The sequence below is a fragment of the Bacteriovorax sp. BSW11_IV genome (genome assembly GCF_000447755.1).
Lineage (GTDB): Bacteria > Bdellovibrionota > Bacteriovoracia > Bacteriovoracales > Bacteriovoracaceae > BSW11-IV.
The window spans coordinates 85,003-100,560 of the sequence record NZ_AUNE01000058.1; the positions used below are offsets into that span (position 1 = coordinate 85,003).

15 protein-coding genes are annotated in these 15,558 nt (G+C 35.5%); 5 read left to right on the forward strand and 10 right to left on the reverse strand.

Features of this window, described 5'->3' with window-relative positions; translation table 11 throughout:
• Positions 1-5: 5 nt before the first annotated feature.
• From M899_RS16995 to M899_RS17010, 4 genes are all read right to left on the reverse strand, one after another.
• Positions 6-2,420, reverse strand: coding sequence for a fimbria/pilus outer membrane usher protein (locus tag M899_RS16995; RefSeq protein ID WP_021272705.1), 2,415 nt, complete (start codon positions 2,418-2,420; stop codon positions 6-8).
• Complete coding sequence (locus M899_RS17000) at positions 2,413-3,102, reverse strand: fimbria/pilus periplasmic chaperone (RefSeq protein WP_021272716.1); 690 nt, start codon at positions 3,100-3,102, stop codon at positions 2,413-2,415. The genes M899_RS16995 and M899_RS17000 overlap by 8 nt, the downstream gene beginning before the upstream one ends.
• Positions 3,103-3,172: 70 nt before the next feature.
• Positions 3,173-3,451: a hypothetical protein gene (locus M899_RS17005; protein ID WP_155897253.1), complete on the reverse strand. Its 279-nt coding sequence runs from the start codon at positions 3,449-3,451 to the stop codon at positions 3,173-3,175.
• A gap of 94 nt (positions 3,452-3,545) precedes the next feature.
• Entirely contained in the window at positions 3,546-4,013 is a 468-nt protein-coding gene (locus M899_RS17010; RefSeq protein WP_021272733.1) for a hypothetical protein, read from the reverse strand.
• 290 nt (positions 4,014-4,303) lie between these two features.
• On the opposite strand from M899_RS17010, the gene M899_RS17015 reads away from it, so the two are divergent.
• Both M899_RS17015 and M899_RS17020 read left to right on the forward strand, forming a co-directional pair.
• Positions 4,304-4,891 carry a MarC family protein gene (locus tag M899_RS17015; protein ID WP_021272702.1) on the forward strand — a complete coding sequence of 196 codons (588 nt, stop codon included), beginning with the start codon at positions 4,304-4,306 and terminating at the stop codon, positions 4,889-4,891.
• A 223-nt stretch (positions 4,892-5,114) separates the two neighbouring features.
• Positions 5,115-5,951 carry a helix-turn-helix domain-containing protein gene (locus tag M899_RS17020; RefSeq protein ID WP_021272695.1) on the forward strand — a complete coding sequence of 279 codons (837 nt, stop codon included), beginning with the start codon at positions 5,115-5,117 and terminating at the stop codon, positions 5,949-5,951.
• Positions 5,952-5,955: 4 nt separating this feature from the next.
• On the opposite strand, the gene M899_RS17025 is transcribed toward M899_RS17020, so the two are convergent.
• Both M899_RS17025 and M899_RS17030 read right to left on the reverse strand, forming a co-directional pair.
• Positions 5,956-7,095, reverse strand: a complete 1,140-nt coding sequence (locus M899_RS17025; protein ID WP_021272720.1) for an MFS transporter — start codon at positions 7,093-7,095, stop codon at positions 5,956-5,958.
• A 17-nt stretch (positions 7,096-7,112) separates the two neighbouring features.
• Positions 7,113-9,599 carry a U32 family peptidase gene (locus M899_RS17030; RefSeq protein WP_021272714.1) on the reverse strand — a complete coding sequence of 829 codons (2,487 nt, stop codon included), beginning with the start codon at positions 9,597-9,599 and terminating at the stop codon, positions 7,113-7,115.
• Positions 9,600-9,737: 138 nt separating this feature from the next.
• On the opposite strand from M899_RS17030, the gene M899_RS17035 reads away from it, so the two are divergent.
• On the forward strand, positions 9,738-10,313 hold the full coding sequence (locus M899_RS17035) for a glutathione S-transferase family protein (protein ID WP_021272692.1): 576 nt from the start codon (positions 9,738-9,740) through the stop codon (positions 10,311-10,313).
• A gap of 3 nt (positions 10,314-10,316) precedes the next feature.
• Positions 10,317-10,928, forward strand: a complete 612-nt coding sequence (locus tag M899_RS17040; RefSeq protein ID WP_021272660.1) for a LysE family translocator — start codon at positions 10,317-10,319, stop codon at positions 10,926-10,928.
• Positions 10,929-10,954: 26 nt separating this feature from the next.
• Here the strand turns inward: M899_RS17040 and M899_RS17045 are convergent, their stop codons facing one another.
• From M899_RS17045 to rlmN, 4 genes are all read right to left on the reverse strand, one after another.
• On the reverse strand, positions 10,955-11,647 hold the full coding sequence (locus M899_RS17045) for a DUF481 domain-containing protein (RefSeq protein WP_021272668.1): 693 nt from the start codon (positions 11,645-11,647) through the stop codon (positions 10,955-10,957).
• A gap of 73 nt (positions 11,648-11,720) precedes the next feature.
• Entirely contained in the window at positions 11,721-12,710 is a 990-nt protein-coding gene (locus M899_RS17050; RefSeq protein WP_021272680.1) for a hypothetical protein, read from the reverse strand.
• Positions 12,711-12,721: 11 nt separating this feature from the next.
• Positions 12,722-13,582: a DUF4423 domain-containing protein gene (locus M899_RS17055; RefSeq protein WP_021272738.1), complete on the reverse strand. Its 861-nt coding sequence runs from the start codon at positions 13,580-13,582 to the stop codon at positions 12,722-12,724.
• Between the two features lie 87 nt (positions 13,583-13,669).
• Positions 13,670-14,755: a 23S rRNA (adenine(2503)-C(2))-methyltransferase RlmN gene (gene rlmN / locus M899_RS17060; protein ID WP_021272682.1), complete on the reverse strand. Its 1,086-nt coding sequence runs from the start codon at positions 14,753-14,755 to the stop codon at positions 13,670-13,672.
• Positions 14,756-14,953: 198 nt separating this feature from the next.
• Here rlmN and M899_RS17065 point away from each other — a divergent pair.
• The coding region (locus tag M899_RS17065; protein WP_155897254.1) for a hypothetical protein at positions 14,954-15,558 on the forward strand (605 nt) is incomplete at its 3' end.

Genomic DNA, 15,558 nt, shown 5'->3' on the forward strand with positions numbered 1-15,558 from the left:
ATTCCTTATTTGATATCAATTTGACCTAGATTAATACTACCAGTTTGATCCGCATTAATTTTAACTGGTATTTTCTTATTATATCCAGAAATCGTCATTTCGTATGTTCCTGCAGTTATTCCTTCCACAAGAAATTGTCCACGAGTACCAGTGAAAAAGTAAAAACTTTCTTCTGTATTGATATTGATGAGAGCACCTGTCTTTAATTTATAAGGAGTGCCCTTGTTCACTATTTTTCCTTCTAGTACAGCTTGTCCAGGTTCTCCAACCTCAATCAAATGCCCCGACTTATATTTAGGATAGAGAGCAATTTGCTCTTTTTTAATCGTATGGCCAGGAGTGAGATTTGAAGTATCTAGGGTTAGGAGCCTATAGTTATAAGGAGTCAAATTTGTGATAACAATATCATTTCCAAATAGGTTTTCTCCCTCATTGAAGCCTGAAGTTGATCTCACGCCAATCTTTTGCCCTTTTAGGTATTTGTTAGGAGAAACGATTGCAAAACTTCCATCGACGGGAGGAGCAACATGAATTCCTTTTTTAGTAAATAACATTGAGCCTTTAAGGTTTAGCTTTGTTAAATCACTTTCGCTTTTGTCATTGTTTTTTCTATGTCTATGAGAAACCTTCATATTAGCAATTGATGATCTATATTCAAAACGTGCTTCTACATCGCTTTCTTGATTGTTGTCAGATATTGAAATATCACTATTTAGTGAGTTCACTTGTTCTGAATTCGTTTTACTCCAAGTCACTCTCTTCGTTTCACTTGGGTAGTCATAGTAGCTGGAGAGGTATTGATTCGACTCTGGAATACTATAAGTTAGAAAGGCATAAATTGTTGTGGCCCAATTGTTAAATTCATTTTTCTCTCTCATATAGAATGAATTGAAATTCAGACTTCTTGTGATTCTTGTTGCGAAAGAAATACTGGTTTGAAATTTGTCGTTTAAAGAATCTTCGCGTGTTAGGCCATAGCTAAAATTAACGCCAATAGAACTTGAACTTGGAAAAGAAAAGTTCATACCAGTTGAGAAAATATTACTAATATTATTTGTTGCTAATAAAGTTCCAAAAGGGGCAAACTCTTTAGATAGGTATTCAGATCCAAAGACAAAACGATAATTAGTCTTTTTTTGTGAATAGTTTGTAGACTTCTCGTAGTTAAGTTTAAGGGCAAGTCCTTTGTTTTTATTCTCTTTAATATAGCTTGTTGCGCTCGATAACGAAAAGATACCTAAGGAATGAGAATAGAGACCTTGCACTCCTGCGAGATATTGTTTTTTATCAAATTGAGTATAACCTTTTGCTGTCAGATTATTTTTAATCCCTTTTCCATAGTAAAAGGATGTTGTAACTCCTTCGTCTTTGAGATACTTCTTATTCTCTGTCGTATCATCGCTTGGAATCCCTACAGCTAAGTTGTAATCGATAAGTCCTTCAGATAAAAGTTCTGTGGATGACGTTTTTGTGAAATTATAAACTTGCTCTTTACCTGAATTACCTTTTACTTCTACTCGAACGTCATTAATCCCTGTTTCTAACGGGAGACCATTAAGAATATGTTTACCTGCATTGAAAAATGAAGCACGAATCAGCCTTCCATTGATATAAATTTTAACGAGAGATCGCTCATCGAGAAAAATAACTTCTTTTTCATCAGGAGTATTTGTTTTGTAAGGATTTAATGAAAAGTTGCGATTCCAATTAATACCTAGGAGAGTTCGGTAGCTTTGATAACCAATAACTCCATAGTTTAAATCTCCAACAGTAATAGACTGTGTATTTTTTGGTTCATTCCATATAAAACGCGTATCAGATCTTTTCCACTTTTTATCCTCGCTCTCATAGAAATGAAAACTTTCTAATGTCGTTGAACGAAAATTATATGAGGGATTTAAGTCTGCCCTGATTTTTGATGTGGATGACTTTTCATTATTTGCGATATCGTAAGTGATATCATAATTTATTATTCCTGAATGGTTCTGCGGTCTCATCGCCTGTTCGGCCCATAGAGGTATTCCAGCATCTAAACTTAATTCTTCAGGTCTTCGAATATTTACATCAACTGTAATAATGAGCTTAAATTCTTCAGGAAGATAGCGAAGAAGGATTCCCTTTTGTTTTAAGCTTTCTACAGAAATATTCTCTTCATCCGAGAGCGTGGCCATAATCTCTTGACTTATGAGATTGAATAAAATTTTTTTTATTTTTTCCGTACTGACACGTTGAACTTTTTCATTGGCAATAGTGACTTTGATATCGCCAACGTATAAACCTTCAAAGTAACTCGGAACCTCTATGGATTTTGGTGCTTTCTTCTTTCCAAAAACTTTTTGAAAAAGAAGCTCTTCATTTGTCTGAGCAAATGCTTGAGAACTTGTGGCCAATAAAAGTAGAGTACTAACTTCTTTAATCATTAAATTTTAAACGTATTTTTTCTATCTTATTTGTGGTTGGAATCTTTATTTCAAATTCTCTTGTGTTTTTTGCCAGGATGTTTTCTCCTGCAAGATTCTTCAATTCTTCAGTTTTGATTTTAAACTCATTTTTTCCACTATATAGTATGATTTCAGCATCTTTTAGAATCTGATGTTTTGTTCCCTTGTTATCAATTTTAATTGAAAGCTTATTTTCTTTTTGAGCGATGATGGCCGTTTGAATATCAGATTTATTATCATCACCAGTAACATAAATGGCGGCAATATATTTTAATAAAAGTTTGATCCCAGCTTTCTTTTTACCATCAATTTCAATCGGAAGTTGTTCTGCAATTAATCTAAAGGCCTGTTCTGATTCTATTTTTTTGTCACCTTTCCATGTTACACGAATACTACGCTTTTGTTTTGGCGTCAGGATGATTTGAGCTGGATATATTTCAAACAATGAGTTTGCTTCGGGATGAGTTTCACTTCCTTTTGTATCCATGACTCTTTTTGCCATTGAGATTTCTATGGCAAGAGGTTCTGAACTTTCATTTTGTACTTGGATTGTTCCTTTGAACTCAGAATCTTTATCTAAGGTTATAGACATAGGAGAGAGTTTAAAGGCATATGTGTTGATTGAAATTAGTGTTATGAATAGGGCAAATATATGTCTCATCGAGTTCCATCCTTGGTCTCTATTGATAATAGTGTAGCGAACTTCTTAGTTATTTTGAAGTAGCAGAGTATTAATTATTCATTATATTGATTGTAACGTGAGATGGTAGTGAACGACCATTTTTTTTCGGAGAGATTGTTTGGATTTTTTTATTTTTGAGAAGAGCAACGTCTTTTAAATGAACAAATTTTTCATCTTTTTTTGAAATAAAAATTTTTACCTTTTGATCATTATTGATAAATGATTCGATTGTGTAGTTCGTGTGTTCTGAATTTGTTTCTTTAATTGTGGTAGAAAAGCTTTTTTGAACAACGCCTCTAAGCTGCAAACTCGAGTTGTTCGCGGCCATGATTGAAAAAGAGAATAAGGAAAATAAAAAGGCCAACTTCATCAGTTGGCCTTTCGGTATTTTTTGAATGTAACTTTAAAATTCTTAAAATGTCCTAGTTTGCCATGATCGTAAATTGCACTGTATCTGAATATTGACCTGCAACTAATTGATTTTGGCTATCTCCGCTATAAGAAATAGTTACATCTTTTGAATCGTTGTAACTTCCAGCTTGGTTTTGTGAGATATCCTGCGCTGAACCTAGGTTTACAGCTGTATTACCGTACTTAAGAGTGTAGGCAACATTAGAAATATTGGCACCGTCTTGGTGAACTAGCTTACCTTTGTTTTGCGATTCGATTTTCACTTTATAACCAGTTCTTGAATTTGAAATTTCTTTAACTGTGGCCACCTTGTAGTTGTTTGTATCAGCACTAAGGTCAAGGTTGCTTGCTCCTGCTTCTGCAGTAACTTCGATTGAAAGAACTTGTTGAATAACACCTCTTAGAGTCAATGTGCCTTGAGTTGCGGCCATTGCAGATGCTGTTGCTAAAAGTGAAAGTCCTAAAATTAATTTCTTCATATTCTCTCCGTTTGTTAATTGAACAAAACCGTTACCTGCAAAGTTTAGAGCAAAACAAATGCCAATTTTAGTGGGAAGAAAATGAGGACTTGCATCTTGTTTCTAAATTTAGGTGTCAATATGACTGCAGAGTGCATTAAGAATTGGACACTTTTTGGCCATAGGTAATGAATTTTACTCAACTGTGAATGTTTGTTGAACCTAAGTTTTCATTACATACTAATGAAGGTTTGACTTGGTTTTATCTTGAGGTTGAGTTATTAAAGAAAGAGTAGGCACAAGAGGATTTTATGTTTGGACTTAGCTTAAAAGAAGTATTCTCAGTCACACTTATTTTATTTTCAGTCATCGATATTTTGGGAGCTATTCCTATCATTATTGATTTGAGAAAAAAAGAAGGTGAGATCGAATCTGGTAAAGCAACGATTGTGGCCGGAATTATCATGTTCGCCTTTCTTTTCATTGGAAGTTCTATTTTATCTCTCTTTGGAGTAGATGTGGAGTCGTTTGCTGTTGCAGGTGCACTGATTATGTTCTTATTAGGTTTAGAGATGGTTTTGAATATTGAAATTTTCAAATCAGAACCTGAAGAGGAGAGGTCTACAAAATCGACAATCGTCCCTCTTGCTTTTCCACTTCTGGCCGGTGCGGGAACAATGACAACATTAATTTCTCTTCGCGCAGAATATGAGAGAAATAATATTATCGTGGGTGTTATCGTCAATTTGATTATCGTTTATATCGTTTTGAAGCTATCTGGAAAGATTGCCGAGGTTATCGGAAAATCGGGAACGATGGTTTTAAGAAAGATTTTTGGAATAATTCTGATCGCTATTGCCATAAAATTAGGTAAGAGCAATTTCATAATGCCTGTCTAAATTAAAACTGCGATTTTTTCCCCTGTTTAATTATTCTAATCAGCATGAAAATTCATGCTGACCACCTTATTGTGTCTGTAAAATCAATATTTTATAATTTAAGGAAATATTAAGATTAAGAAAAGTTAATTATTCTTAGAAAAAGTTTTAAAACTGGTGTAAATTTATTTTAGTGGGAATAAATCGATTTTAGTGACGAAGTCGGATTTCAAGGAGAATAAAAATGCTGCCAGAAGAAAGGGAAGCCGCGAAACGGGCCGCTAGGGTCATTCGCTGTGCTCGAAAAATGAACAACCTCACCCAGACAGATATTTCTGAGATGTTGAAAATTTCTCAGGGGACTGTGAGTAAGGTTGAGAGCGCTGATTTGATATTAAGTTCATATCACTGGATGCGTTTTTGTGAAATTTGTGGAATTGCCATGGAGACTATTGGAACTGGTTATATTGAGCAGTTCGGTTTTTCGCAGGTAACAAGCAATCGAAGAGTAGGGAAGTTTCAGCTTTCTGCTCGTTATTCGAATAATGCCGGAATGAAAGTTAGAGATTTTCTGCCACTTCTCGATGCACTTTCTAAAAAGGTTGGAGCTGATGAATATTCGAATATTCTTAAAAAGAAATTTAAAATTGATGAAGATTACTTCGTTAATTTAGATCACCAATTATCTTTTTATTTTGTTCAAGATTTAATGGAAGAAATAAAAGGCCAAGGGATCATCATTAGTGAAGATGATCTTGCCAATGTTCCCTATCTTGAAAAACTGAAAAAACAAATTGTAGGATTGAAAAATAATCCTTTTGATCAAATTAGATTTCCAGACAAGTACTGCCGTTACTTGAATGGTGATTTCAGTTTGATGCCATTTGAAGAGAAAGAGAATGAAATTCACTTTAAATATTCTGCCAAGAAACATTTGAATGGATTTAGAATTAATTCAGAGGCCGCAATGATGTACTTTGATTATAAGAAGGCCTATTTCCAAAGTCTATTCCAGCCACTACGAATTGAACTTGTGGATTCAAATGGGCTAGAAGGAAACTTCATCGCCCACGTTTCATAAATTTTTATTGGCCCACTTTTTGTGGGCCTTTCATTATAAAAAGTAAAATGAAGCAGAGTATTTGAAAGACAAGTACTAACCACAATCCAGACAATGTCCCGAAATGAGCAGAGATCACACCAAATAGATAGTGATTGATACTTAATGAAATACTTATGGCCGTCATAATATATGTGGTCATCCTATCTGTATTTTCTTGAAAAATTGAACTTAAAAACTCTAAGGCCACAGGGAAGAAGTAGCTCATCGTTATTCCTAGTCCTGATAAGAATAATGGGTGTATAAAAACCCCAAGACCTAATAGGATTAAAGATCCTACAATAGAGAGTTTTAGCAGATTAACTGCTTTAAAAGGAATTTTAACAAAACTAAAAAAGAGCCGACCACCAGCTAAAAAAATAAAAAATAGAGATAAGGCCTTCGCAGAATCTAGTTTTGAATATGAATAGACCGATTCCATTATAAGTGAAAGCCTAGATGAAATAATCAGCTCTGAGCTTACATACATTCCAAAAAATATTCCAAAAAGGAAAATATCTTTTTTACTCGCTTTGAATGAGCTTTCTCTGTAATTATCAATATGCAAATCTTGCGGTTTCTTTAAAATATTAAATAATAAAACTAAGATAACAATAAGTGCACTTGCGAGAAAGTATTCTTTCCATCCCATTGAAAGAAGAATAAATCCATTAAGTAAATAAGGTGCTATAAAAGAAGTAACGCCATAAACAGAGTGCAAACCAGCAAAAAGTTGTCTTCTATTTTGGTCATTTGATCCTCTGGCCACTAAGATATTCATGGTAATAGTACAAAGTGAGAGCCCAATTCCTAAAAGAACCGAAGCAATCATAAGTACAGAGAATGAATTCATCTCACCACTTACATAATAGGCGGCCCCACCTAAGGCCAGTGAAATCAAAGATAGGTATGTGGCCTTGATGGCGCCAAGAGACTTGAACCATATTCCACTTGTTAAATTGATTGCCAGTCCAGAAAAACTTGCCAGCGAAAAAATGAGAGAGCCTTTAGTCGCATCAATTGCAAAATCTTTCAAAATGTCTGGGTAGGCGGGCCCTCTTCCATTGTCTAATAAACTTAAGGCAAACAATGAAGTGTAGGCGAGAATAATGTAGGCTTTATTCATATAATCTTTCTTTATTATTACTTTTGTTTTCTATCTTTATATTGGTCATTTTTTAATATTTGACCAGACGAAAGCCCGTATTTTTCAAGAGAGCCAACACTGTAATTCAGCCCTTCTTTATCTAACTTTTCTTGGAAGAATTTAATATAGGCGTTGATTTTCTTTGTTAGCTCTTCAGCCTCTTCATGAAGGGCCTCAAAGCGGTAATGTGAAATACCTTTTTCAAGCATATCTCCAAGCAATTCATTCGAACTTTGTGACTTTGCATTGAACATTGTATTTCTACATTCCGTATCAACTTTGATGTAATGAGAATTTCCAAATTGATCTTTCAATTCCATTTTATGCTTTTCACATGGGCGACCGCAGTCCTTAAAACTAGAACCCTTACTTAAAAAGGCCGCAAACACACAATGTTCCATATGAAAGCTTGGCATATATTGGTGGATGGTGATTTCGACTTTTGAAGTATCAGTGTGATCGAGAAGATCAAATAGCTGGACGCTATTTAAATCATAACTAGGAACAAATCTTTCAATCCCTTTATTGAGCAGGTAGTCTGCAGTAATTGAGTTGGACACGTTCAAGCTGAAGTCACCATGAATTTTAATATGAGGTGCATTTTCTTTTAAGTATTGAACTGAACCTAAATTTCTTGCCAAAATAAAATCAGGATTAAGATTGATAAGAATTTTTAAATTGTAATATTCTTTTGGCTTTAAGATTCGTGTTGTAGCAACACCAATAGTTATAGGTAAAGCTCTCAAAGAAGTGATGGCATCAGCAAAAAACTTTGCAAATTCAAAGTCTAAAATAACCGCTTCGAGACTTGTTAGTGCTTCAGGGTTTTGGATAAAATAACTTTTTACCGCATCAACTTGATGTGGTTCTCTTAATAGAATCGTTAGTTTAGGATTTTCAGCTTTTGTCGTGTTAAATGATTTTTTTATCTGTAACACTTCTTTTAATTCTCGACCATGTTCAGTTCTTTTTGCATTTAGTGCTTCAATGGATTTTTGCTTTAAATCTTTTAAAGTGCTATTTGGTAAAAAGGGATGCTTATCGAGTGTGAGAACTTTAAATTCAGAACATTCATAGGCCGTTTGAGAAAGGCCTGTGAGAGTTTTTTTGACGAGATCAATTTGAAGCTCTTTTTTAGCTTCTTCTGTGACATAGTCAGAATTTATTGTCACAGTGTTTTGTCCATCGCTAACAGTAAGAGATAAAGCTTTACCAATTTCTGCATCAAGGGTCATTGAAACAGGAATTCTCTTCCAATAATCACGAGAGTTGTAGCTTCGATGAGCTTCTTTATCTAATGAAGATGAATAATTTAAATAGATGTCATCTTTGTATTTTAAGTTTTTAAGATTGAATTCTTTGGCCAAGAAAATCTCAACTTTAGAATTATCAACTGATTTAATATCGTAGACTTTTGAACCAAATTCTTTTTTGAGACCATTTTCAAATCGAGCAAATAACAGACCGTCACCTTTTTCAATCGTAATATCACTTCCAATGACGACAGAGCCTTTATTTACTTTTAAGACTTGCCCAATTTTTAAACCACGATTACTACTGAATGTACCGTCTACAAGCTTTTGATGATCAACTCCGTGTAGCCAGCCCGAGAAGAATCCTCTAGAGTAAGATACGGCCATTTTATTAATATCATCTTTCAAAGAATTGTTTTTATAATTTTTTGTGATGGCATTTTTGTAGGCCCTGGCCGCTGTGGCAACAAATGAAGGGGCCTTTAGTCTTCCTTCAACTTTGAAGCTTTCAATTCCAAGCTCCATTAGCTCATCGATTTCATTGATACCACATAGGTCTTGTGGCGAGACAAGATATTTTTGGTCTACTAAGTCTTTAGGCTCACCATCAATGATCATCTCATATTCAAAGCGACAACTTTGGGCGCATTGACCTCTGTTGGCCGAACGTCCTCCAATTGATTCCGAAGTAAAACATTGTCCTGAATAGGCAACACATAAGGCGCCATGAACAAAAACCTCTAGCTCTTTATCAGTGGCCGATTTTATCTCTTTAATATCTTTTAGAGAGTTTTCACGTCCAAGGACGAAGCGTTTGATGTCGAGATCTTTTACAAAATCGATGGCATCACCATTTGTAATAGTCATTTGTGTCGATGCATGAACGACTTGCTCTGGACATAGTTCCTTGATGATTTTAACAAGGCCGAGGTCCTGTACAATGAAGGCATCAGGTCTTAAAGGGATGATTTTTTTGAGAACATCAATGGCCTTTTCAAGCTCATTTTCGAAAATAAGAATATTAAACGCGAGATTGACCTTCACTCCGTACAGGTGACAAAAATCGATGATCTCTCGCAATGAGTCTATGTCGTGATCAATTGTACGTCCGCGTGCATTGAAGCCAGGGACACCAACGTAAATGGCATCGGCCCCATTATGTACGGCGGCCTGGCACATTTCCATATTGCCTACGGGAAGGAGAAGTTCTGGATTGTATGTATGATTCATAGGGCAAATCAATAGCAAATATCTGAAATTTAAACAATAACAAACTCTTGGGTAGCGAGAGAATACACTATCTAAGATATTGATTCTTGGAGCTTTTTTTGCTTGAATGGAAGAACATTCCTAAACCCGAGGTTTCCAATGAAATTATATGGTTCAATTCCTTCTCCCTTTGTTCGTCGCAATAGAATTTTTTTAGAGGATATCGACTACGAATTCGTGGCCATGAATATCTATGAAAAAGACCAGCGAGAGCAACTCTCGGCCCTAGGACCTATTAAACAAATCCCAATTCTTGTAGATGGGCAGACAACTGTTTACGATTCTCGAATCATTTTTCGTTACTTAAACGATAAGTATAAAAAAGAAAATTTAACGATTCATGATGAGAATATTATTACAATGATTGATGCTTGTAATGATGCTCAAGTTTTTCTTTTAATGTTGGTTAGATCAGATATTGATATCAGTCAGGACAAGCTTTTCATAAATAATCAAAAAAATCGTATTGTAGATACTTTAGCTGAGCTTGATAAGCTTGCGTCTGGAAATGAGTTTGACCAATGGAACTTCAAAGCGATTTGTCTTTACTCACTTCTTGATTGGATGGAGTTTAGAGAGCTTCAGGATTTAACTGGATACAAAAATTTAAAACAGTTTTTGGTCAATAATAAAGATCGTGAGTTTGTTGTAAAGACTGACCCAAGGAATTCTTAATACATGAGTCTTGCAAGTTTAGTCGTTATTATGTTTTTCGCACAACTGAGTCCAGGGCCAGACATGGCCTTGCTTTTAAGAAATATTTTGACCTACGGAAGAAAAGCATCACTTCTCACAGTTCTTGGAATTGTTGTAGGGCTGTCGTGTCACTTTACTTTTGCCTCATTTGGACTTGCGCTTATCATTAAAAGTTCTCCCTTCATTTTTTCTCTCATCAAGGCCCTTGGATCACTTTATCTAATTTACATTGGAGTGATGGGATTAATAAGCAAGGGGAGTGGAGAACAAACAGAAGAAGATTCTCTGAGAATCCTTTCTAGTCGAGATGCATTTACTCAGGGGTTTTTGTGTAATCTTTTGAATCCTAAGGCGACACTTTTTATTTTTAGTCTTTATACGGGATTAATTACACATGGAGTAAAAACCAGTGTTCTTCTTGGGCACTCGGCCGTTTTACTTTTTGAGGCCTTTGTTGTTTGGAGTTTGTTTGTCTATATTGTGACAACTGAAAGAATAATTAAAAAATTAAAAAAGATTGAGACTATTATTAGCAAAGTTCTTTGCATAATACTTTTGGGGCTTGGGATTTTTTCTTTATTAAGTTTGATATAGTCCCACTTTCGTGGGACTTTTTATTTCTAGAATTTCGCGATAAGACCAGTTGTAAACTTTCTGTCATAAGGAGTTGCTCCTGTCACAGGTAAATTATCTTTTGCCCATTCATAAGATAATTTCAATGAAAAGCTCGAATTAATAGCATTGTATAGGGAAGTTTTAACTTTCATTTCCCAATCCTCTGAAGTTGTGAAGTTCGCAACGTATTCTAATCTTGATTCAACTTTAAGAGCTTTGCTATGTTCATACGTATGACCAAGGGCTAAGAGTGCTTTGTTGAAGTGATCAGTAATATCAAGAGTATTTTCTTCAACTGTATATCGATAGGCCAATTCTGAGTCGATATTATTTTTTTCGGTTTTAAATAATGAAACCTTCGCACCTAAGTCTGTATTATAGCGAATTTTTATTCCGGCAAATTTATTTCCTTCAACTTGTTCCAAAAATGTGAGGGATACTTTCTCACTTAATTTATGATCAGCACCAGCGAAAATATCCCAGTCCCTTGCGCTTAAATTCTTGTCAGCAGTGCCGTATGTGTAATGGCCACCAAGTTGAAATGAATTGGATTCTAATTCAATTTTAGATTTTGTTTTACCAATATAGTTTTCAACATTTGAATTTCCACTAGTGTTCACAAGACTAAGTTCAGATTCATTTGTAAATGTTGCCATGGCGTTCGAAGAAAGTAGGCAAATGAGAAGTAGCTTTTTCATAGATTTTTCCTTTGTTGTTTAAATATACTAACTTCGACAAAGGAAAAAAAAAAGGTGGGAAACCCACCTTCTTTTAATAAATTTTGACTCTAATCATGTCATTCAGTACGAAATCATCATCTGATTCAGAGCGATAGAGGTAGAATTCCATATTCATATCTCTTTGAAAAAATCTTACAGTCTTCGTTTCTTTGTTTTCACAGAAGAAAGTCAACCAAGATTGGAACTGAAGTAAAACTCTATGGAGAATGATATTGGGCTTTGAAAAATGTCCATTTTCAACGTTGAATCCGAGCAATTCAGAGTTGATAGGACAATGAATTTCTTCTGTAACTTTATTAAGTAATGGAATACTTTTATTGTTGAATGAAACATAAAGACCAGGTTTTGAAAGTTTATTTGCACCTGAGTTTAAAACAGCAATATTAAATTTTCCGTTTACGATCTTAATTCCAAAATTGTCTTGCTGAGCGATTGTTTCACGTCTTAATGCTTGCCCTAAAAAATCAAGGTAGCCATGATCAATAATACCTATTTGATGCCCAACTTCGTGGATAACAATAGCGATCATCGCGCCAAAGTCATAAGTAAAGCTTTCATTACGGTAGGCAAGATTTAAGTTTATAAGAATTGGAAAGCTTGGATCAAATCCTGTTTTAGCAATTCTTGTTTCATAATCTCCTTCATCATTGAAGAAATCTTCAAATTGTGCAGGAATGAACTTTAGTCTCTCTTTGTTGCCCCAATTACTGATAATTGTCAGTTTAATCTCTTCTAAAGTTGAAAGATCTTCGGCATCGATATCGCAATTCTTGTATACTAAGCAGTGATCAATAAGATCTGCGGCCTTATCATAAGCATACTGAAAGTTTTGTTCTACAAGTCCTCCACCATTACCAACGATATCTCCAGATCCTCCTCTTGCATGTAGATCCGCAAGTTTTTCAGAGAATTCCTTATTGTAATAGGCTTTTTCAAGAACATTCAATCTTCTTGCTGCCGCCTTTGTAGCGAAGGCATTGGCCATAATTGAGAGAGAAAATAGAGCGATGAGAACTTTCATTTATTTTCCACCTATTCTGATAATTCTTTTGTGTGCGAAAAGAACTGTAAATTGAGCTGATACAGATCATTTGAGTCTATTGCAGAGTATTTTTCATTAAAATCTTTTAAAAAACTGAAGATGGCCTGTTTTGCTTCAGGAATTGTATCCTTTTTAATCTTCAATGTCATGGAACTGATTTGTCTTTTGTTAACATTTTGTTCATCGATGGCCTCCATCGCTCTTGTTAACATTCCGTAGTGATGTTTTCTAATCGCTTGTGATGGAACATCGTTACTTGTAACCAAACCTTGACGTACTACACTCAATTTACCTGACTCATCTAGAGCAATGATCCCCATATCCAGCATATCATTTATTGCTTGGCGTATTTGGTTTACTTGAACTTTCTTTCTTAGTTTCTTGTAAATCCAAACGTCATCATTTCTAAAATCTGGTGTCTCAATAAGTTGCTTGATAACAAAATAGTACCATTCACTAATCGTTGAAAATTCCTTCAAAGACATTGTGAATGTATCAGATGGTATTGGGATTTCTTTGATTCTCTCTAGAATCTTAGATGTGTCTCTACCTTTGTTCTTGGCCTTCTCTAGTTGAATGAGTAATTCAAAATACTCACGTTCTCTATAATTGAGATCAAGATCTTTGGATAAAGCGTTAATCATATCAAAACTAGGGAAGCGCTGTCCCTTAAGAACCATTGATAAAGAGCTCGGTGATTTGTATCCCAAGCGATTGGCCCAAGATAAAAGATTATTTGATGTGTGGCTATAAAGGCCGTCCGGCATTCCTACTGCAATGAGAAAATCTCGATAACTTTCAAAATTAAAGATTGATATTTTTGGCAGCTCCGACTTAACTTCCGTGTTCATAAACTCCTCATTTATTTCCGATAAAAATATTTTGAGTTATGGCCGTGCGAATGACAATTTTTTTTCGCAGAAAATAGAAATAAGTTTTCACAAATTATTTTTGTTTTTCTCGTCTCTTAATTTTTTTGCTTGAGTGATTTCGTCTAAGACTTTCAATTGACCACAGGCTGCCAGAATATCATCGCCTTTAGTTGTGCGAACGGTTGTAGGAATTCCATTTTCTTCAAGTATCAATTTAAAGCGATCAATAGATTCTACACTTGGTCTTTTATACGGAGAATCTGGAAATTCATTGAAGGGAATAAGATTAACAATGGCCTTCTTACCTTGTAACAGCGTCGCAAGCTTCACTGCATCCTCAGAAGAATTATTCAGATCTTTTATGAGTAGGTATTCAAAGTTAACAAATTGTCTTTTTAACAAGGGAATTTTTCCAAGCGCATTTAAGACCGTTTCAATATTGTAACTTCTATTTAAAGGGATCAATTCATTTCTAACGCTATTGGTAGGAGAGTGAAGTGAAAGTGCAATATTGACTCGTGCCATCTCATTTAATCTTTCTATTCCTGGTAAGTATCCTGCTGTCGAAAGAGTAATTTGGCGCGGACCTAGATGCAGACCTTCAGTTGTGAGCATGATATCGATGGCCTTTTTTACTTCATCAAAATTGTGAAGAGGTTCGCCTTGCCCCATAAAGACGATATTTGGGCACACAGATTTTTCAGGTCTATTTTGTATCAGCCACTGCCACGCAACGAGATATTGACCAATGATCTCTTGGGCAAGTAGATTTCTTTTAAGACCCTGCGTCCCTGTGTAACAAAAGCTACAATTCATAGCACAGCCAACTTGAGAAGAAAGGCAAACAGTAAAACGTTTGTGAAATGGGATTAAAACTGTTTCGACCTTTAGGCCATCTTTCATTTCTAAGAGAAACTTCGTTGTTCCGTCTTTTGCGTTTTGCTCTCTGACAATTTTGGGCAAACTAAAGTCAAATACTCCCAGGGCATCTGTGATTAATGGAGTATCAAAGTCTGATTTTTGGAAATTAAAATTGAGTTTCTTATATATCTCAGTGAAAACCGTTTGGGCATGAAACGGCTTAACATTATTTTGCAAGAAGTGATCTTTTAAGTGACCAAGAGTCAAAGAGTAGAATGATACATTGTCCATTTCTCACTTATATTATGGTGACCACTGGCAGTCATTAGAAAAAGTAAAATAGCTTGATTCTTGCACAGGTTAACGTATTATTTTTATATGGGACTTAAGAAATTATATTTATCAATATTCTTGGCAGCATTTTTATGTTCGTGCTCTTCCTATCGCAAGATGCACCCCCTGACTCATTCTCGCAGCGAGACTTTGGGCATGGGCGTGACAAGTGCCGGAGTTTCAGTGGCCCGCTCCTATAGGCTGCAAGTGGCCGAGGATTTTAGAGCTGATCCAGTTGTCCATTCTCCCGACGTAAAAGAGTCACTAAGTGTATTATTCTATTTTAATAGAGGGCTTTTTGATGGGCTTGATTTTGAGACTGGCTTTGGACCTGATCTTCCATTGTATGCAGGAATCAAACTGCGCCCTTTTAATTTCGGAAATTTCTCCCTTTCATTCAAGCTAGGTACAAGTATCGCTGTCAGTGCGGGAAAGGTCCCCGCCTCAGAGATCCAAACGACGAGTTCTGTCCGTACGTCTCGTGAATGGGTACTTAACAGCTACTCTTTTTACTTTGGAGCAGTTGCCGGCTATCGGATTTCGGGTCCTATTTTAGTGTACGGAGGATATTCGAAAGAAAAATTTGGTCAATTTGTACGCTTCGAAACAGGCATTGCTGATGAAATCTCTTTAGATGGGGTTCAAGAAATGCTCTACCTGGGTGTCGGCTACCGACTTGGGGCCTTAAAAATTGGGCTTCAAGGGGGGCGAACAGATATTGCTTTTGACCAGGACCCTAGCAAGAATAATGATATGATTTT